This window comes from Pseudoduganella ginsengisoli (assembly GCF_009720865.1).
Lineage (GTDB): Bacteria > Pseudomonadota > Gammaproteobacteria > Burkholderiales > Burkholderiaceae_D > Rugamonas > Rugamonas ginsengisoli.
Genome location: NZ_WNLA01000003.1, coordinates 185,098 through 202,677 on the forward strand (window position 1 = coordinate 185,098; position 17,580 = coordinate 202,677).

At 62.0% G+C, this 17,580-nt stretch carries 14 protein-coding genes and 1 pseudogene; 10 read left to right on the top strand and 5 right to left on the bottom strand.

Features of this window, described 5'->3' with window-relative positions:
* The 5 genes from GM668_RS07310 (at position 1) to ggt (ending at position 5,289) form a co-directional block, all read left to right on the top strand.
* Positions 1–648: a cell division ATP-binding protein FtsE gene (locus tag GM668_RS07310; protein WP_155438480.1), complete on the top strand. Its 648-nt coding sequence runs from the start codon at positions 1–3 to the stop codon at positions 646–648.
* Positions 645–1,559: a permease-like cell division protein FtsX gene (gene ftsX / locus GM668_RS07315; protein ID WP_155438289.1), complete on the top strand. Its 915-nt coding sequence runs from the start codon at positions 645–647 to the stop codon at positions 1,557–1,559. Before GM668_RS07310 ends, ftsX begins: the two co-directional genes overlap by 4 nt.
* A gap of 329 nt (positions 1,560–1,888) precedes the next feature.
* On the top strand, positions 1,889–2,788 hold the full coding sequence (gene rpoH / locus GM668_RS07320; protein WP_155438290.1) for an RNA polymerase sigma factor RpoH: 900 nt from the start codon (positions 1,889–1,891) through the stop codon (positions 2,786–2,788).
* Between the two features lie 168 nt (positions 2,789–2,956).
* On the top strand, positions 2,957–3,385 hold the full coding sequence (locus GM668_RS07325; RefSeq protein ID WP_155438291.1) for a hypothetical protein: 429 nt from the start codon (positions 2,957–2,959) through the stop codon (positions 3,383–3,385).
* Between the two features lie 149 nt (positions 3,386–3,534).
* On the top strand, positions 3,535–5,289 hold the full coding sequence (gene ggt, locus GM668_RS07330; protein WP_155438292.1) for a gamma-glutamyltransferase: 1,755 nt from the start codon (positions 3,535–3,537) through the stop codon (positions 5,287–5,289).
* Between the two features lie 35 nt (positions 5,290–5,324).
* On the opposite strand, the gene GM668_RS07335 is transcribed toward ggt, so the two are convergent.
* Both GM668_RS07335 and GM668_RS07340 read right to left on the bottom strand, forming a co-directional pair.
* A complete protein-coding gene (locus GM668_RS07335; RefSeq protein ID WP_155438293.1) occupies positions 5,325–5,678 on the bottom strand; it encodes an antibiotic biosynthesis monooxygenase family protein in 354 nt (117 codons plus the stop codon).
* A complete protein-coding gene (locus GM668_RS07340; protein ID WP_155438294.1) occupies positions 5,678–6,793 on the bottom strand; it encodes a cytochrome P450 family protein in 1,116 nt (371 codons plus the stop codon). Before GM668_RS07340 ends, GM668_RS07335 begins: the two co-directional genes overlap by 1 nt.
* A gap of 76 nt (positions 6,794–6,869) precedes the next feature.
* Between GM668_RS07340 and GM668_RS07345 the strand changes: the two genes are divergently transcribed.
* The 4 genes from GM668_RS07345 to GM668_RS07360 all read left to right on the top strand — a co-directional run bounded on the left by GM668_RS07345 (position 6,870) and on the right by GM668_RS07360 (position 11,485).
* A complete protein-coding gene (locus GM668_RS07345) occupies positions 6,870–7,559 on the top strand; it encodes an ArsR/SmtB family transcription factor (protein WP_155438295.1) in 690 nt (229 codons plus the stop codon).
* An 82-nt stretch (positions 7,560–7,641) separates the two neighbouring features.
* A complete protein-coding gene (gene lepB / locus GM668_RS07350; protein WP_155438296.1) occupies positions 7,642–8,316 on the top strand; it encodes a signal peptidase I in 675 nt (224 codons plus the stop codon).
* Between the two features lie 56 nt (positions 8,317–8,372).
* Complete coding sequence (locus GM668_RS07355) at positions 8,373–9,110, top strand: ABC transporter ATP-binding protein (protein ID WP_155438297.1); 738 nt, start codon at positions 8,373–8,375, stop codon at positions 9,108–9,110.
* Positions 9,107–11,485, top strand: coding sequence for a CPBP family intramembrane glutamic endopeptidase (locus tag GM668_RS07360; RefSeq protein WP_155438298.1), 2,379 nt, complete (start codon positions 9,107–9,109; stop codon positions 11,483–11,485). The genes GM668_RS07355 and GM668_RS07360 overlap by 4 nt, the downstream gene beginning before the upstream one ends.
* Before the next feature lie 166 nt (positions 11,486–11,651).
* On the opposite strand, the gene GM668_RS07365 is transcribed toward GM668_RS07360, so the two are convergent.
* From GM668_RS07365 to GM668_RS07375, 3 genes and pseudogenes are all read right to left on the bottom strand, one after another.
* Complete coding sequence (locus tag GM668_RS07365) at positions 11,652–13,229, bottom strand: aldehyde dehydrogenase (NADP(+)) (protein WP_155438299.1); 1,578 nt, start codon at positions 13,227–13,229, stop codon at positions 11,652–11,654.
* A gap of 37 nt (positions 13,230–13,266) precedes the next feature.
* A pseudogene (locus GM668_RS07370) lies at positions 13,267–13,521 on the bottom strand (5-dehydro-4-deoxyglucarate dehydratase); the annotation flags it as partial.
* A gap of 137 nt (positions 13,522–13,658) precedes the next feature.
* Positions 13,659–14,387 (bottom strand): FadR/GntR family transcriptional regulator, encoded by a 729-nt coding sequence (locus tag GM668_RS07375; RefSeq protein WP_155438300.1) that lies wholly within the window; start codon positions 14,385–14,387, stop codon positions 13,659–13,661.
* A gap of 191 nt (positions 14,388–14,578) precedes the next feature.
* Here GM668_RS07375 and GM668_RS07380 point away from each other — a divergent pair, with 191 nt between their 5' ends.
* Positions 14,579–17,578 carry a sensor histidine kinase, YfiR-like protein-associated gene (locus GM668_RS07380; RefSeq protein WP_155438301.1) on the top strand — a complete coding sequence of 1,000 codons (3,000 nt, stop codon included), beginning with the start codon at positions 14,579–14,581 and terminating at the stop codon, positions 17,576–17,578.
* Positions 17,579–17,580: the final 2 nt, after the last annotated feature.

A 17,580-nucleotide genomic window follows, 5' to 3' on the forward strand; every position in this document is an offset into this window, starting at 1 on the left:
ATGATTGAATTCCAGAACGTAACCAAGCAATACGGGCCGGACGCGACTGCGCTGCGCGACGTCTCGCTGACCATTAACAAGGGCGAACTAGTGTTCCTGGCCGGCCCATCCGGCGCCGGCAAATCCACGTTGCTGAAAATGATAGCCGCCATGGAACGTCCCAGTTCCGGCAACGTCATCGTCAATGGCCAGGATATTGGCCGGCTGAAAGCTGCCGGCGTACCGTTCTTGCGCCGCAACCTGGGCTTGATTTTCCAGGAACAGCGCTTATTGAATGACCGTTCCATCCTGGCCAATGTCATGATGCCGCTAATGGTAACGGGCGCCCCGCGCGGCCAGGCAGAACAGCGGGCCCATGCCGCGCTGGATAAAGTCGGCCTGGCGGACCGCGCCCATTCGATGCCGCTGGCGCTGTCCGGCGGCGAACAGCAGCGCGTATCGATAGCCCGCGCCATCGTCAACCGCCCGCAAATCATTTTGGCGGACGAACCCACCGCCAACCTGGACCGCGCCAGCGCGGAACGGGTGTTTGATGCGCTGCGCGCCTTCCACTCGGTGGGCGTCACGTGCGTCATTTCCACCCACGATGAAGTGGTGCTGGATGCCGCCGCCCGCGTGATCCACTTGCGCCAGGGAGCTCTGGAATGACCAACTGGTTCCGCCAACATGGCTTTGCGCTCGCTGCCGCGCTGGTGCACGTGCGCCGCGCGCCGGGCAGTTTCCTGTTCAATATCCTCGTGGTGGCCATTGCACTGGCCCTGCCATTCATGGGCATGACCTTGCTGGACAATGTGCGCCCCCTGTCGGAGCAAATGTCGGTCGATCCGGAAATCAGCCTGTTCATCAAGCAAGATGTCCCCCGCGACCAGGCCGCCAGCCTGGCCACGCCGCTGCGTGAACTCGCACGCGACGCGAAAATCATTTTCGTGCCGCGCGAAAAAGCGCTGGATAACTTGAAAGACAAGAGCGGTTTGACGGATGTGCTGGCGACGTTGGGCGACAATCCATTGCCGGACAGTTATATCGTCAAGCTCGATGCATTCCGCACGGCCGCCACCGGGCTGGACGTCGATGTGCTGGCAGAGCAATTGCGCCTGCTGCCCGGCGTCGATACCGTGCAAATCGATTCCGCGTGGGTCAAGCGCCTTGCCGCGCTGATTAATATCTTGAAGCTGGCGCTGATGTTGCTGGCGGCTACCCTCGGCACGGTGGTTGTGGCTGTGGTATTCAACACGATCCGCCTGCAAGTGCTGACGCAGCGGGAAGAAATCCTCGTGTCGAAGCTGATCGGTGCGACTGACACGTTTATCCACCGCCCCTTCTATTACACGGGCGCCCTGCTGGGCCTGTGCGCGGGTGGCCTCGCGCTGGGTGGCGTAGCGCTGGCGCTGGGCCCGCTGAATACAGCCATTGCTGAATTTGCCCGGCTGTATGCGTCAGAATTCCGCCTGGCGCCCTTGTCGGCGCTGCCGGCTGCCGGCTTGCTGGCCTTGTCCGCCAGCCTGGGCTTGATTGGCGCGGTCTTGTCCGTGCAGCGCCATTTGGCCAAACTGAGTTGACCCGCCGCCGGCGCGTCCTGCGCCGGCTCCTCTCTTGGCTGCGTGCGTTCTCGCACAGTCTCCCCCCTTCCGCTACCCTATTCTTAACCTATTGATAAGCCTCAAACGTTGCAAAATAACTACGATTTAGCAAAGCTCATCACGTAGACTGCCTTGATAGGCTTAGTACTATTAACTTCATTGCCATAGCCGATTGGCACTCACCAAGGGAGAGTGCTAATATATGTCCAACTTATGTGTTTCTTGATGCTACGCAACTGTTAAGCAAGCTTTAAGAGACACGGCGCAAGATACTTCCAACAAGTTACACGCTTAGAGCGAGGAAAAGAATGACGACGATGACCGCAAATGCTGCCCTGGTTCCCGCCAGCAACAACGCACTCGGCCTCGGGTTCAGTGGCAACCTGGGGAACCTGGATGCCTATATTTCGGCAGTAAACCGCCTGCCTATGCTCAGCCACGATGATGAAGTGCGCCTCGGCCGTAATTTGAAGGAAAACAATGACCTGGGCGCTGCACAGGAGCTGGTGCTGTCGCACTTGCGCCTGGTGGTTTCCATTGCCCGCGGCTACCTTGGTTATGGCTTGCCGCACGCTGACTTGATTCAAGAAGGCAACATCGGCTTGATGAAAGCCGTCAAGCGTTTCGACCCGGACCAGGGTGTGCGCCTCGTGTCATACGCGATGCACTGGATCAAGGCGGAAATCCATGAATACATTTTGAAGAACTGGCGTCTGGTCAAAGTGGCCACCACCAAAGCCCAGCGCAAACTGTTCTTCAACCTGCGCAGCCATAAGCAAGGGCTCGATGCGATGACGCCGGCCCAGATCGATCAGCTGGCCCAGCAGCTGGACGTCAAGCGCGAAGAAGTCATTGAAATGGAAACGCGCCTGTCTGGCCGCGATATCGCGCTGGAATCGCCGACCGATGACGAAGATGACAAGTTTGCACCGATTGCTTACCTGTCGTCCGAGCAAAGCGAACCGACCCGCGTGCTGGAAGCGGAACAAGTGACGCGCTTGCATTCGGAAGGCTTGGAATCTGCGCTGGCCAAGCTGGATCCGCGTTCGCGCCGCATCGTCGAAGCCCGCTGGCTGGCCAATGACGACGGTTCGGGTGCAACCCTGCACACCTTGGCGGAAGAGTTCGGTGTATCGGCTGAGCGTATCCGCCAGATTGAAGCGGCCGCACTGAAAAAGATGAAGACTGCACTGTTGCCGTACGTTTAATCAGAAATTCTGCACTGCAGCACGCCCCTGGCGTAGAATTGCCGACTAAGCAATTCTCCCAGGGGTGTTGCTTTTATGGCGCTAGTTCTACTGTGCGCCTGTTTTGATGCAATTTGGTTAATATTTTCACCCGTCAGCCAACCCTGTTTTACGGCCAAGGAGATGAATATGCAGCCTCGTTTCATCAGTTCGCTATGTAGTGGCATTGTCTTTGCCGGCGTCATTGCCGCCTGCGGCATCAGCCCGGCAGAAAGCGGCGGCCCGGCCAAACCAGTCAGCCAGACTTATGTGTTCACACCGGGTCAAACCATCAATTTATCCCCCAACACCACGTTAAAACTCGACAAAGTCAATGACAGCCGCTGCCGTCCCGGCGCTGTTTGCGTGTGGAAGGGTTACATCAGTTTTACGTTCGTCCTCAACCATGGGGGACAGAGCAGCCAGTTTGTTTTGGCGGAAGATATGCCGAATGGCAGCAATACGGCGACGCAGCAAGGATTGAAGTTTACGCTGGGGCCGCTGGATCCGGCGGAACCCACACCGCTGCATACTGCGGCGCCAGCATATAAGGTAAGCTTACGGGTGGATATTTCCTAGCAGGTACTCCGCTAAACCTACTGCGCGTTGCACTGTCGGCTTGTCGCTGTTCGCAATATTATTCGCTGTACTCTCGTACAGCGAAGCGCTCGGCCAACATTGCCGCCGCTCGCTACGGTTTTTCGGCGTACCATTAAATTTGCGAGCCTATGACCCCGACCGCAGCCACCCGCACAGTCCTTCGTCCACTCACTCTTTCCATCCTGATCGCCGCGCTGCCGGCAGCCGCGTGGTCCAAGACGCCGGTTGCCACGGGCACCGGCGGCGCTGTCGCCACCATCAGCGAACCCGCGTCGCAAGCGGCATTGGCCATTCTGAACAAAGGGGGCAACGCCATCGATGCCGCCGTTGCAGCGGCTGCCACGTTGGGCGTGACCGATCCATTCAGTTGCGGCATTGGCGGCGGCGGTTTCATGATGATTTACCTGGCCAAGGATAAACGGGTCATTACCATCGACCACCGCGAAACAGCGCCAGCCAACTTCAAGCCGACGGTGTTCCAGAAAGATGGCAAGGAAATCCCGTTTGACGAAGCTGTGGCCAGCGGCATGTCGGTCGGCGTGCCAGGCGCGGTGCGGGGCTGGCATGAAGCGCTGGACCGCTACGGTTCCATGTCGCTGAAGCAAGTGCTGCAGCCAGCCATCGCCGTTGCGCAAAACGGCTTCAAGGTCAACGATAACTTCACGCATCTGGTGCAGGAAAACGAAGCGAAATTCGCGCTGTTCCCCGCCACGGCGCAACTATACCTGCGCAACGGCAAAGCACTGCCGAGCGGCACCTTGCTGCGCAACCCGGATTTGGCCAAGGCGTACCGCGAACTGGCGGCGGGCGGCATCAAGGTCTTCTATGAAGGCAAGATTGGCCGCGCCATTGTCGACACGGTCAACAACCCCGGCGGCAAAGTGCGTCCCGGCGCGATGACGATGGCGGATTTGGCCAACTATGAAGTACGCTTGCGCCAGCCGGTGCGCTATACCTACCGTGGCTATGAACTGGCCGGCATGCCGCTGCCATCGTCGGGCGGCGTGGCAATCGGCGAAGCGCTGAACATCCTCGAAGGCTACGACTTGAAATCCATGCCGCGCGATAAAGTCGAGCACTTGTACATGGAAGCCGCCCGCCTCGCGTTTGCCGACCGCAATGCGTATCTGGCCGATCCGGAATTCGTGGAAGCGCCGGTGGAAGGCTTGCTGAGCAAAGCGTATGCGGCGCGCCGCCGCGAATTGATCGACCCCACGCGCGCCGGCAAAGCCGCCGCGGCGGGCGACCCTTACCCCTTCCAGCAAGACCAGAGCGTGCCGCTGCGCCCGGCCACGGCCAAGCTGCTGGCCGAAGGCGCCCATACGACGCACCTGACGGTGTCCGACAAGGAAGGCAACATCGTCGCCTATACGTACACAATTGAATCCTGGGGCGGCAGCGGCATCACGGTGCCGGGCTATGGCTTCTTGCTCAACAATGAAATGACGGACTTTGATTTCACCGGTCCGCATCCGAACGTGCCGGAAGCCGGCAAGCGCCCCCGCTCAAGCATGTCGCCGACCATCGCATTCAAGGATGGCAAACCGGCGTTTTCCATCGGCAGCCCTGGCGGCGCCACCATCATTACCACGGTGCTGCAATCTATCGTCAATTACATCGACCTGGGCATGACGATGGACCAGGCCATTGATGCGCCGCGCCTGTCGGAGCGCAATGGCGAGGCCACGCATATTGAACCTGGTTATGCCGGTACGCCGGCCGCTGCGGCGCAGGAAAAATATGGCCGCCGCTGGGCGCAGGACGTGGAAGAAATCGGCGCAGCCAATGCGCTGGTGTTCAACCCCGATGGCACCGTGACGGCCGTCAGCGAAGGCAAGCGGCACGGCATCGGCAGCGCGCTGGTGCAAAAGAAAGGTCATTAGCGAGGATGCCCGGCCTGAAGGCCCGGCACCCTGGACTAAACGTTCTGCGCATGGCGCTCGCGGCTATCCGCGGGCGCCTGCTCCCGGTCCCGCAATCCATAATCACGGATCACCCCTGCAATCCGCAACCGGTACTCATCAAACACGCCGCCCCTGCCCGCTGCCTGCGCGCCGCGGTGCGCTTCAAGATTGCGCCACTGGTGGATGGCTTCTTCATCGCGGAAGAATGACAGCGACAGCATCTTCCCCGGGTCCGTCAAACTCTGGAACCGCTCCACGGAAATAAAACCGTCGATCTGTTCCAGCAATGGCCGCAGCTTCGCTGCCATATCGAGGTAATCCTGCTTGCGCCCTTCATGGGGCCACACTTCAAATATCACTGCGATCATCACGGCTCCTGGAAAAGGGGAATACGGGCATTGACGGATGGGCGGTAGCGCCACGCCAGCGGCGGCAATGGTCCCCGCGCCAGCAGCGCGCCCAGTGCCGCGCAGGCAATGCTTTGCGACAGCCCCTGCCCCGGACACACATGCGCCCCATGGCCATAAGCATACAGCGGCGCCCCGGCTCCTTGCGCTTCCGGCGCGGACACTGCAGCCGCCTTGCCCGCTGCCGCCAGCAGCACGAGTATCGCCTGCCCCGGCTGCACATCCGCGCCACCGATATGCGCCGCTTCCGCCACGAAGCGGCGCGTGTTGTGGATAGGCGGATCGTCGCGCAATACGTGCCGCACCAGCGCCGCCAGGTCGCCGTCATGCCGTGCGCCGCGCACCAGCGCAACGATGGCATTGCCGATCAAGCCCGCCGTGGCTTCATACGTTTGCGACAGCAAACCCGCCACGTTGGCAAGAATGGCGTCGGCCTTATTCCAGCCCGCCATTTCCGCTTCCGCCAGGACCAGCGCCAGCAAGCTGCCCGGGCGCGGCACAGACGTTTGCACCAGCATGCGCAAGCTGTCCAGCAACGCTTGCGCCGCGCCATGCGCGCGCTCCAGTTGCGCGGCGCTGCTGAGCGGCGACAGGCATGCGACGAATTCACTCATCCAATCCGCCACCCTGGCCGTATCGGCAAACCCCAGCAAGTGCGCCACCGTTTGCACCGGCACGGCAAATTGCCAGTCCGCCAGGCCCGCCGCCGTATGCACGGGATGGTGCTCCGCCAGCGCAACGGCTGTCTCCCATGCCGTGCGCTGCACCAGCGCGTGATCCAGCGCAGCCAGTGCGCGCTGCAGCGCCATTTTCGGCGCGGCGTGACGGACGCCGTCATTCATGCGTACCAGTTCGCCAAAAACAAAACCCGCCGCACCCGCGGCAATGGCAGCAGGCACCGGCTCCGCCACAGGCCGCACTCGGCACGCCGCATGCGTCATGACTTCCATCACGGTAGCGGGATCGGCTGCGAGCCACAGCCGCAATTGTTCGTCGTAATGCAGCCCTGGACGCGCTGCCAATTGGGCGTAATACGGATACGGTTGATCATGCGTGACTGCCGCGATGGCGTCCATTTTCTACTCCTTTGCTTGGGCGATGCATTGCAGTATGCTGCAGTTGAACCCGTGACAATTCGATGGAGACCGAAACATGGATGTAGAAGGACACGATGGCGCCGACGGCAGGCTGGCCCGCATTGCGGGCGCCATTGCAGAGCCGGCGCGGGCGCGCATGCTGTGCAGCCTGCTCGACGGCCACGCGCGCACGGCAACGGAATTGTCTGCCGTGGCCGACGTCAGTCCGTCGACTGCCAGCGCCCACCTGGCGCGCTTGAAAGACGAACACATGGTGCGCCAGCTGGCGCAAGGCCGCCACCGTTATTACCAGCTGGCCGATGCGCAAGTGGCGGCAGCGCTGGAAGCGTTGCTGGTGGTGGCCGGCTTGCCCCGCCCCCGCTTCCAGCCCTCGACGCCAGACCGCTTGCGCCGCGCCCGCACGTGCTATGACCACATGGCGGGCCAGGTCGCCGTGCAATTGCATGACCGCCTGGCGGAACAGGGATGGCTGCGCGATGAAGCGGATGGCTATGCATTGACGGCCAGTGGCGAGCAAGGCTGCGCGGCGCTAGGCATTGACGTGGCGGCACTGCGCCGCACGCGCCGCCGCTTTGCGTGCGCATGCCTGGACTGGAGCGAACGCAAGCCGCATATCGGCGGCGCGCTGGGCGCAGCGCTGCTGCAGTTGGCGTTGAAAAAGGGATGGGTGGAGCAGGATCTCGACAGCCGGGCGCTGGCCGTTGCGCCGCAGGGAGAAAAACGTATGCTGGCAGCGTTACAGTGAAGATGCACGGCCGGAGGCTAAGCACAGTTTAAGATTCGCCGACGATGATGTTTGCACCACACATCATTATTGAGGTAAATCAATGAAAACCTGGGTACGCGACAACAAAGGATTTATCGCCTTCATGTTGATGTTCGGCCTGTTCCGCACTGCCGTGGCCGATTGGAATCCCATTCCTTCCGCTTCCATGCATCCGAACTTGCTGGAAGGCGACGTGGTGTTCGTCAACCGCCTGGCCTTTGATTTGAAAGTGCCGCTGACAAATAAAGTCGTGACCCACCTGGGTGAACCACAGCGCGGCGACGTCGTCACGTTTTATTCGCCATCGGATGGCACGCGCCTGATCAAGCGCATCGTGGCTGTGCCGGGCGATACCGTGTCGATGGAAAACGACCGCCTCACCATCAATGGCCAACCCGCGTCGTACACGCTGCCATCAGGCGCCGTGGAAACGCTGGGCAATGTGGGCAAACTGCAAGCCGTGCAAATCACGGAAAAAGCCGGTGCGGCGGAACACCGCATCCAGCTGCTGCCGGAAATCATGTCGGACAAACGCAATTTCGCTCCCATGACCATTCCGCCCGGCCAGTACATGATGCTGGGCGATAACCGCAACAATAGCGCCGACTCCCGCTACATCGGCCTCGTGCCACGCGAACTGCTGATTGGCCGCGCGGAGCGTGTGCTGGTATCGGCCGACATCGAAGGCAACTGGCATCCCCGCACGGATCGTTTCTTAATGGCATTAAACCGCTAACCATCGTTGCGGTCCCGCCTTATAATTCATGCAAACTTTTGCATAGCGGGGCAGCAATGATTGAATTCCAGGGACTGACCAAATCCTACGGCGGCTTCGAAGCCGTCAAGCCGCTGACGATGCAAGTGCGGCGCGGCGAAGTATTCGGCTTCCTGGGGCCGAACGGCGCCGGCAAGACCACGACTATCCGCATGCTGATGGGCATACTCGTGCCCAGCGCGGGCCGCGTGCTCGTGGACGGCCTCGATTGCCAGCTCGATGCGGCGGAAGTCAAACGCCACGTCGGCTACCTGCCCGACATCCCCACGTATTACGATTACTTGCGCGGCCGGGAAATCCTGGAATTCGTGGCTGAGATGCATGGCTATTCCCGTTCCGAAGCACGCGGCCGCGCACACCGCTTGCTGAAGGAACTGGGGCTGGAAGAAGCCGCGGAAGAATTTGCCGTCAATTATTCGATGGGCATGAAAAAGAAACTGGGGCTGGCATGCGCACTGGTACACGACCCCAAGGTGCTGGTGCTCGATGAACCCATCAACGGCCTCGATCCGCGCGCGTCACGCGACGTGCAGGAACGCTTGCTGGCCGCCGCCGCGCAGGGCACGACAATTTTTGTGTCGACCCATTTGCTGGACATGGCGGAAAAGCTGTGCGACCGCGTGGGCATCATCCACCGCGGCGCATTGGTGGCGTGCGGGTCGCTCGATGAATTGCGGGGCGCGGCGTCCAGCGGCAGTTCGCTGGAACAAGTGTTCCTGAAGATTACCGACGAAGCAGGCGAGCAGGCGCAATGATGGCGCCCATGCCCAACAGTGCAGCCCGCTCCGTGTGGCTGCTGACGCGCGTGCGCGTACTGCGCCTGTTCAATATGCTGACGTCGATGCAGTTCGGCAAGAAGAAAGGCCAGCGCAACGCCACGCAGCGCGGCGGCACCCGGCGCAAACGCACCGTGTACTGGATCCTGTCGCCCATCATCGGCCTGCTGATGATGGTTGGCGTCATCAACATCATCAACGGTTCCATCGTCAACCTGCATTGCGCCATCGACCACTCGCGCGCGTGCATGCAGGCTGCGACGCTGAAAGACAATCCGGCCGTGCAGTCCGTCATCATGTACCAGTTGAAAGCGATGGCGTTCAGCACCAAACTGGCCGCCGCCGCCACGCTGCAAATGCTGATGCTATGGCTGGTCAGCGTCTTGATGCCGTTATCGAGCCGCGAACTGGCGCAGCCGGAATGGGATATGGAATGGCTGGTCACGTTGCCCGTCAAGCGCAACGCGCTGCTGTGGGGCCGGCTGCTGGAACGCACCTTTGCCAATCCCAGCGGCGCCGCGTCAGTGTGGCCAGCCTGCATCGTGCTGGCATGGTACGGCGGCCATGGCTGGCTCTCAGTCGTCAGCGGCCTGGCAATTGCCTCGGTGCTGCTGGTCCTGGCGGCGCTGGTGCGCACGCTGGCCGATACGGGCTTGCGCCTGTCGCTGGCGCCATCGCAATTACGCAACCTGCAGGCGGTGGCATCTGTCGCATGCCTGCCCATCATGTATATGGCGCTGTCGTATTCGATGATGGGCTATGGCTCCTTTACCTATGACTGGGCGCGCCATTTCCCGGCATGGACTTTATGGACCCCCATCGGCCTGGCCGTGCAGGCGCTGACGGCGCACACGCTGGCGCAAGCGGCAATAGCGGCGGCTATGCTGGTGGCGCAAGCCGCCATGCTGACCATGATGGGCATGGCCTTGCTCCAGTATCAGTTGCGGGCCGGTGTGGTGGGCGGCGGCTCCCGTGAAAGCATGGCGCGCAAGCCTGCCGCTGCGCTGGACGAAGATTCGCCGCGCGGCTGGCTGGCCCGCTGGGGCACGACATTGCAGCGGCGCGAATTGCGCCTGCTGAGCCGTGACCGCAACTTCCTCGTGCAAAGCTTGCTGGTGCCGGTCGTGATCGTGGGCAGCCAGCTGGTGTTCAACAACCAGCTGCAATCATTCGCGCAAATTGGCGAAAACCAGCAACTGATGGCGGCCGTGGCGTTTGGCATCGGCAGCTATGTGCTGATGCTGTCCGCGTTCCAGACCTTGAACACGGAAGGCAATGCACTGTGGATGCTGTACACCTTCCCCCGTTCGCTGGAAAGCATGTTGAAGGAAAAGGCGCGGCTGTGGGGCGTGCTGGCGCTGTCGTATCCCGTGCTGGTGTTCGCGGCAGGCTTGTATTTCAAGCCCGTGTTCAACTGGCAGCTGGCATGGCTGGTGGTGGTGGCGCTGGCGGGCGTCGTGATCTTTTCCGGCATTGCCGTGTCGCTGGGCGTGTTTGCGTGCGACCCGCTGGCGCAGGAAACCCACGCCCGCATCCGGCCCACCTATTCGTACCTGTACATGCTGCTGTGCAGCCTGTACGTGTATGGCATTTATGCGCAGGAATGGGTGCAGACCATTGCCATCATGGTGTTGACCAGCGGCTTGTCGCTGGCCTTGTGGCAAAAGGCGCGCGACGCCCTGCCCTATTTGCTGGACCCGGCCGCATCGCCGCTGCCCCGCGTGGCGCTGTCGGATGGCTTGATTGCCGCCATCACGTTCTTTGTCGCGCAATTGCTGATACTGATGCTGCTCACTTACGGCAAGCCGGCCAATGCGCGTGACCAGGCGCTGGCTTTTGCGCTGGCCGGTGCATTTGTTTATTGCGCGATGCGCGCCGTGTACTGGCGCTACAAGACAGCCGGCGTGCCCGCCGTGCTGGCGCTTGGCGTGCATGGCAGCGCGGCGGCAGCCATCCGCAATGCGCTGCAAACCGGCGCGGCCGGCGCCGTGATCGCCAGTGCATTCGGCTATGCCTACCTGCACATGCTGGATGGGACGATATGGGAAAAAAAAGCCATACCAGGGTCGCTGTGGTTTGCCGCCATGGCCGTGGCGGCAGCGCCCGTGTTTGAAGAATTTATTTTCCGCGGCTTGATTCACACAGGCTTGCAGCGCCTGGTTCCGGCACTGCCGGCAGCGCTGGGCAGCGCTGCCATTTTCGCCATCGTGCATCCGGGCGGCGCGATGCTGCCGGTATTCGTGCTGGGCCTGTGCGCAGCGTGGGCGCACGGGCGCAGCAAGTCCCTGCTGGCGCCGATGGTGGTACACGCCATCTATAACCTGACGATCGTGTACTTGCAGTTGCGCTGGTGACGCAACGACGCCAGGGCACACCGGACGTGCCGCACATCACCGTGTGGTCAACGCGCGGCGCCACCAGCGGGACGAACATGGCGCCTGCCCAGAAACGGCCCGGCCGGTCGCCGCGGCCGTCATTGAAGCGCAAACCCGGGCCCAGGCCATCCGTCCGTAAGGTCGCTTACCCGTTCCACACCAAGTCGCCATCTTCCACGCGCGGGATGGCCAGCGGGTTATTGTCCAGCAGCGCCGCAGGCAGCAGTTCTGCCGGCACTTCCTGGTAGCACACGGGACGCAGGAAGCGGTCGATGGCCGAGCCGCCGACCGACGTCGAACGCGGATCGGACGTCGATGGGAACGGACCGCCGTGCACCATGGCTTGCGCCACTTCCACGCCGGTCGGGAAGCCGTTGAACAGGATACGGCCAGCCTTGCGCTCCAAAGTTGGCAGCAGCTTGCCGGCAAAGCCGATGTCGGCGCCGGTGGCGTGCACGGTGGCGGTCAGCTGGCCTTCCAGGTGCTCTGCCACGCGCAGCACTTGCTCCTGGTCGCGGCAACGGACCAGCAGCGAGCATGGGCCAAAGATTTCGCTTTCCATTTCCGGGTTCGCCAGGAATGCATCCGCGTCCACTTCATACAGCGAAGCAATCGCGCCGCACGGCAAATCGCCGCCCAAGCCTTTGGCCAGCAGCTTGACGCCAGGGATGGACGACAGCTTGTCCACGCCGGACGTGTACGCCGAGTGGATGCCAGGGGTCAGCATGGTTTGCTGCGGCTTGCCGCCGAGGATTTCAACGGCGGCATCGACGAATTGCTGCAGCGCCGGGCTGTCGATACCGACCAGCATACCCGGGTTGGTGCAGAACTGGCCCGCGCCCAAGGTCAGCGAATCCGCGAAAGCCTGCGCGATTTTCGGTGCGTTTTCCAGCGCGCCCGGCAGCAGGAAGACCGGGTTGATCGACGCCATTTCAGCGTAGACAGGAATCGGTTCGTGACGGGCATTGGCCGTGCGCACCAGCGCCAGGCCGCCGTGGCGGGAACCCGTGAAGCCGACTGCCTTGATGGCGCGGTGCGCCACCAGGTTCTGGCCCATGGTGACGCCGGAACCAATCAGCATCGAGAACACGCCTTCCGGCATGTCGCATTCAATCGCGGCTTTCTGTACGGCTTTACCGACCAGCTCGGACGTGCCCAGGTGGGCGGAGTGCGCCTTCACGACAACCGGGCAGCCGGCCGCCAGGGCGGACGCGGTATCGCCACCGGCCACGGAAAACGCCAGCGGAAAGTTACTTGCACCGAATACGGCCACCGGCCCCACGGCGATCTTGCGCAGGCGCAGGTCTGGGCGTGGCGGAACACGCTCAGGCAGGCGGGAGTCCAGCGTGGCGGTCAGGAAACGGCCATCGCGTACGACTTTGGCGAAGTGGCGCAACTGGTTGCAGGTGCGGCCACGTTCGCCTTCCAGGCGGGCTTGCGGCAAGCCCGATTCGGCCATCGCACGCTCGATCAGCGCCGGACCCAGGTCCATGATGCGGTCGGCAATGGTTTCCAGGAAGCGCGCACGCTGTTCCAGCGAAGTTTCACGGTACTTGTCGAACGCCTGTTCCGCCAGCAGGCAAGCCTGTTGCAGCTCTTCTTCACCGCCCAGGCCGAACGCTGGTTCGATCTGTTCATTACGGGACGGATCGATGGCTTTCACAGTACCTTGCTGGCCGCGAACGGTGGTTCGGCCGATGATCATTTCACCAGAAATCTGCATGTGTGCTCCTAGAGTGTTGCGGGCTTATGGCCCTGAATTATTGCGCGCCTTGTGCGCGGATCAGTTTGTCCAGCATGTCGCATTCTGCCTCAGTCAAGTCCGTCAGTGGTGCGCGGACCGGGCCTGCGTCATGGCCTTCAGCGTGGTAAAAGTCCATGGCCAGTTTCAGCATGAAATTGAACACGGCGGAAGAATACACCGGAACGCCCATGGCTTTGTAGGCTGCAGCGTAAACTTCTGCAGTTGGCAGGCCGCCCGTGCGGCGCCGGATCTGCATCATGCGCCCGATATCCACCATGCGCATGTTGTACGACATCGCATGACTATCACTATGATGAGGCAAGCGATGACCGTGAATTATTTGAACCTTGGCTGGCGGCCTATGAATTCCCGCCAGGGCACCGAGCCCTGCGCGGAATAACAAGCCAATCACGCGGCGCTGGCGCGCTCCTGTGCCTTACGCAGCCGCTCGCGGCTGTTGGACAAGTGCGTCCGCATGGCGGCGCGGGCTGCCTCCGCGTCCTGGCGCTTGATCGCGTTGAAGATATCTTCGTGTTCGCGGTTCACGCGTTCCAGGTAGTGCGCGGGATCGTCTTGCGCCAGGTGGGCGGTATTGGCGCGGGCGCGGGGAATGATGTGGGTACCCAGGGCCGCCAGGATATCGACGAAATAGCGGTTGCCCGTCGCTTGCGCGATCAGCAGGTGGAATTGCACGTCCGCTTCCACGGAACCGCCTGCGAGGATTTTTGCCAGCGCCTCCCCCATTGCCGCCAGCTGGGTTTCGCTGCGGCGCGATGCCGCCAGCCACGCAGCTTCCGTTTCCAGGCTGATGCGCAATTCCAGGATGGCCAGCACGTCGCCGATGGTGCGCACGGTATCGGCGGAAATGCGCAGCGGCTGCGATGGCGGTTCCAGCACAAACGTGCCGATGCCGTGTTTGGTTTGCACCAGTCCGGCTGCCTGCAAATGGGAAATCGCCTCGCGCACGACGGTACGGGATACGCCATGCAAATCCATGATGACGGATTCGGTCGGCAATTTGTCGCCCGGCTTCAGTTCGCCGCCCTTGATGCTGGCCGTGATGGCTTCCACCAGCCCTTGCGCAAGGTTGCGGTGGCGCTTCTTGGGTGGCTGGAACGGAGCGGCAATGTCGTTCATGGCGAAGTTTTAACAGGAGCTTGTCATGATTATAGCAGTTGTACGACAACCGAAATCCACTAGCGGACGGCGGACGTGCCCCTGCAATTACTTTACATCGGCCAACATGCCGCGCGCCACGCCCCCGGCCTGTTCGATAGTATTTCTACACAGCCGGTGTTGACGATGGCGGAATCCGCTGGACGGTAATCATGAAACCCTTAATGCACATGCGCTCCATCAGCAAGAAATTGCTGCTGCTCGTGCTGGCGGCCAACCTCAGCACGCTGCTGCTGGCAGGCGCCGCCCTGCTCTATTACGATTTCCAGGAAGCCCGCGCGAAAACCGTTGCGGAACTCAATGCGCTGGCCAATTTGCTGGGCCAGGGCAGCATCGCGGCACTGGAATTTTCCGACGCCAAAGTCGCCGCTGAAAACCTGGCCAATTTGCGCGCTGCACAAAACGTGGCGGCCGCCGCCATCTATACCAGCAACGGTACGCTGTTTGCCAGCTACGTGCGCAACGCGGCGCAGGCCGAGCCGCTGCCGCCGCGCCCGGCCGCAGACGGCATCCACTTCAATGGCGCGGAACTGACGATATTCAAAACCATTGCCAATGCGCAGGAAACAGTGGGCGCCGTGTACGTCAGGGAACAGCATGACTTGGCCGGCTGGCTGCGCGATTACCTGTTCATCCTGGGCGCCGTGCTGCTGGCCAGCCTCGCGTTCGGCCTGGCAATTTCTTCCCGGCTGCAGCGGTGGATTTCCGGCCCTGTGCTGGCAGTCGCCGACGTTGCACATCAAGTCATGGAGCAGCGCAATTTCACCTTGCGCGCACCGAAAACCACGGAAGATGAAGTGGGCCAGCTGGCCGATGCGTTCAACGGCATGCTGCACACGCTGGAACATGAAATGGCCGAGCGCAACGCGGCCGAACTGGCCGTGCGCACGTTGAATGAAGACCTGGAACGGCGCGTGCACGAGCGCACGGCGGAACTGGAAGTGGTCAATCAAAACCTGCAGGTACGCACGGAAGAAGCGGAAAGCGCCAACCGCGCCAAGGCGGACTTCCTGGCCAATATGAGCCATGAAATCCGCACACCGATGAATGGCATCCTGGGCCTTGCCTATTTGCTGGACCGGCGCCATCTCGATAACGAATCGTCGGACATGGTGCGCAAGATCCGCAATGCGGGCCGTTCACTGCAAGCCATCATCAACGACATCCTCGACTTTTCCAAGATCGAGGCGGGCCGCCTGGAAATCGAACACACGCCGTTCCGCCTGTCCGACATTTGCGACAACCTGGCAGCCATCATGGCGGCCAATGCAGGCGACAAGGAAATCGAACTGGCCATTGCCCCCGCGCCTCATATCGGCGGGCACGTATTGGGCGATGCGCTGCGGCTGGAGCAAATCCTCATCAACCTGACCGGCAACGCGATCAAATTCACGGAACGGGGCGGCGTCAAAGTCGGCATGACCCTGCTGTCGCAAAATGAGCGCACCGTCACCGTGCGCTTTGCCGTCAGCGACACAGGCATCGGCATCCCGCTCGACAAGCAGGCGCAAATCTTTTCCGCATTTTCACAGGCCGATGCGTCGACCACGCGCCGCTTTGGCGGTACCGGCCTGGGGCTGACCATTTGCCGCCGCCTGGTGGAAAAGATGGGCGGCGAAATCGGTGTCACCAGCACGCCGGGCCAAGGCAGCGAATTCTGGTTCACTGTGCCATTCGAATGGGTGCAAGACGCGGAATTTGCGCCCCCCGAACTGGCGCAGCTCGACATTCTCGTGGCGGACGACAGCGGCATTGCACGGGAAAACCTGGTGCAGACAGCACGCTCCATCGGCTGGAACGCCACGATAGTCGACAGCGGCGAAGCGGCCCTGCAAAAAATCATGTCGCGCCATGCCCAGCATGCGCATTACGACGTGATGCTGGCGGACTGGAAAATGCCAGGCATGGATGGGCTGGAATTGGCTACGCGGCTGCGCGGCACGCTGCAAGACACCGTCACGCCCATCGTGCTGATGGTGACGGCATTTTCCCAGGAAGAGCTGCTGCGCCAGCCGAACATTGATTGCGTGGATGGCGTGTTAAGCAAGCCCGTGACCAGCTCCGCGCTATACAACAGCGTGGCCAACGCCATGCAGCGCCGCGGTGGCGCGATTCCCGCCACCGCGCCGGCAGCGGAAAACCAGCGCATCCAAGGCATGCGCGTGCTGGTAGTGGACGACAGCGACATCAACCGCGAAGTGGCGCTGCGGATTTTGCAGGCTGACGGCGCCCACGTGGAGCTGGCCAACGACGGCGCTTCCGCGCTGGGCTGGCTGTGCGCCAACCCCAGCGCGGTCGATATCGTACTGATGGACGTGCAAATGCCCGGCATGGATGGCTATGAAGCCACGCGGCGCCTGCGCGCCACGCCGGCCTGCCGCGCACTGCCCGTCATCGCCTTGACGGCAGGCGCCTTCAAGAACCAGCAAGATGCGGCGCGGGCGGCAGGCATGGATGCCTTCGTCGCGAAACCATTCAACGTCGATGAATTGATCGCCACCATCTTGCGGCTGACCAGGGGCCTGTCCGCCGCTGGGGCGCCGGGTCCCGCTGCCGCACCGCAAGCGGATGCAGACATCTGGCCAGGCATCGCGCTGCAGCAAGGGCTGGCAACATGGCGCGATGAAGCTGCGTACCGCAAATTCCTGCGCAAATTCGCGGCCGATTATGGCCGCGGCGGCGCACAGCTGGAAGCCTGGTACGCGCAGGGTGAATCCACGCATGCCCGCGCATTGGCCCACAAGCTGAAAGGCGGCGCCGCCAGCCTGTCGCTGACGGACGTGGCGCGCACGGCAGGCGAGCTGGAAGTGGCCGAACATGACGGCGGGGATATCGCGGGCGCGCTGCGGGCGCTGCAGGATGCACTGGCCGTGGCCTGCGCATCGATCGCAGCGTATGCCGGCACGGATCCGGTACCGGCAGCCGATACCGCTGCAGGCGGCGATACCGCCACCTTGCTGCGCGAACTGCTGCTGGCGCTGGACACGGATGCGCCAGACCGCGCCAACGGCATATTGACCCAGCTGGCGCCCATGATATCGCCCGCTTCCGCAGCGCAACTGCGCGGCCATATCGATGACTTTGACTTCCGGGCAGCGGAAGCGGCAGCCCTGGGCCTGATGACGGAACTGGGACTTGAACTGGAGGAATAGGC

Bases quoted from the DNA above. Each gene is read 5' to 3' on its own strand.
- GM668_RS07355 (WP_155438297.1), top strand. From the start codon at position 8,373: ATGATTGAATTCCAGGGACTGACCAAATCCTACGGCGGCTTCGAAGCC.
- GM668_RS07360 (WP_155438298.1), top strand. From the start codon at position 9,107: ATGATGGCGCCCATGCCCAACAGTGCAGCCCGCTCCGTGTGGCTGCTG.
- GM668_RS07380 (WP_155438301.1), top strand. From the start codon at position 14,579: ATGAAACCCTTAATGCACATGCGCTCCATCAGCAAGAAATTGCTGCTG.
- GM668_RS07365 (WP_155438299.1), bottom strand. From the start codon at position 13,229: ATGCAGATTTCTGGTGAAATGATCATCGGCCGAACCACCGTTCGCGGC.
- GM668_RS07345 (WP_155438295.1), top strand. From the start codon at position 6,870: ATGGATGTAGAAGGACACGATGGCGCCGACGGCAGGCTGGCCCGCATT.
- GM668_RS07325 (WP_155438291.1), top strand. From the start codon at position 2,957: ATGCAGCCTCGTTTCATCAGTTCGCTATGTAGTGGCATTGTCTTTGCC.
- GM668_RS07375 (WP_155438300.1), bottom strand. From the start codon at position 14,387: ATGAACGACATTGCCGCTCCGTTCCAGCCACCCAAGAAGCGCCACCGC.
- GM668_RS07340 (WP_155438294.1), bottom strand. From the start codon at position 6,793: ATGGACGCCATCGCGGCAGTCACGCATGATCAACCGTATCCGTATTAC.
- rpoH (WP_155438290.1), top strand. From the start codon at position 1,889: ATGACGACGATGACCGCAAATGCTGCCCTGGTTCCCGCCAGCAACAAC.
- ggt (WP_155438292.1), top strand. From the start codon at position 3,535: ATGACCCCGACCGCAGCCACCCGCACAGTCCTTCGTCCACTCACTCTT.
- lepB (WP_155438296.1), top strand. From the start codon at position 7,642: ATGAAAACCTGGGTACGCGACAACAAAGGATTTATCGCCTTCATGTTG.
- GM668_RS07335 (WP_155438293.1), bottom strand. From the start codon at position 5,678: ATGATCGCAGTGATATTTGAAGTGTGGCCCCATGAAGGGCGCAAGCAG.
- ftsX (WP_155438289.1), top strand. From the start codon at position 645: ATGACCAACTGGTTCCGCCAACATGGCTTTGCGCTCGCTGCCGCGCTG.
- GM668_RS07310 (WP_155438480.1), top strand. From the start codon at position 1: ATGATTGAATTCCAGAACGTAACCAAGCAATACGGGCCGGACGCGACT.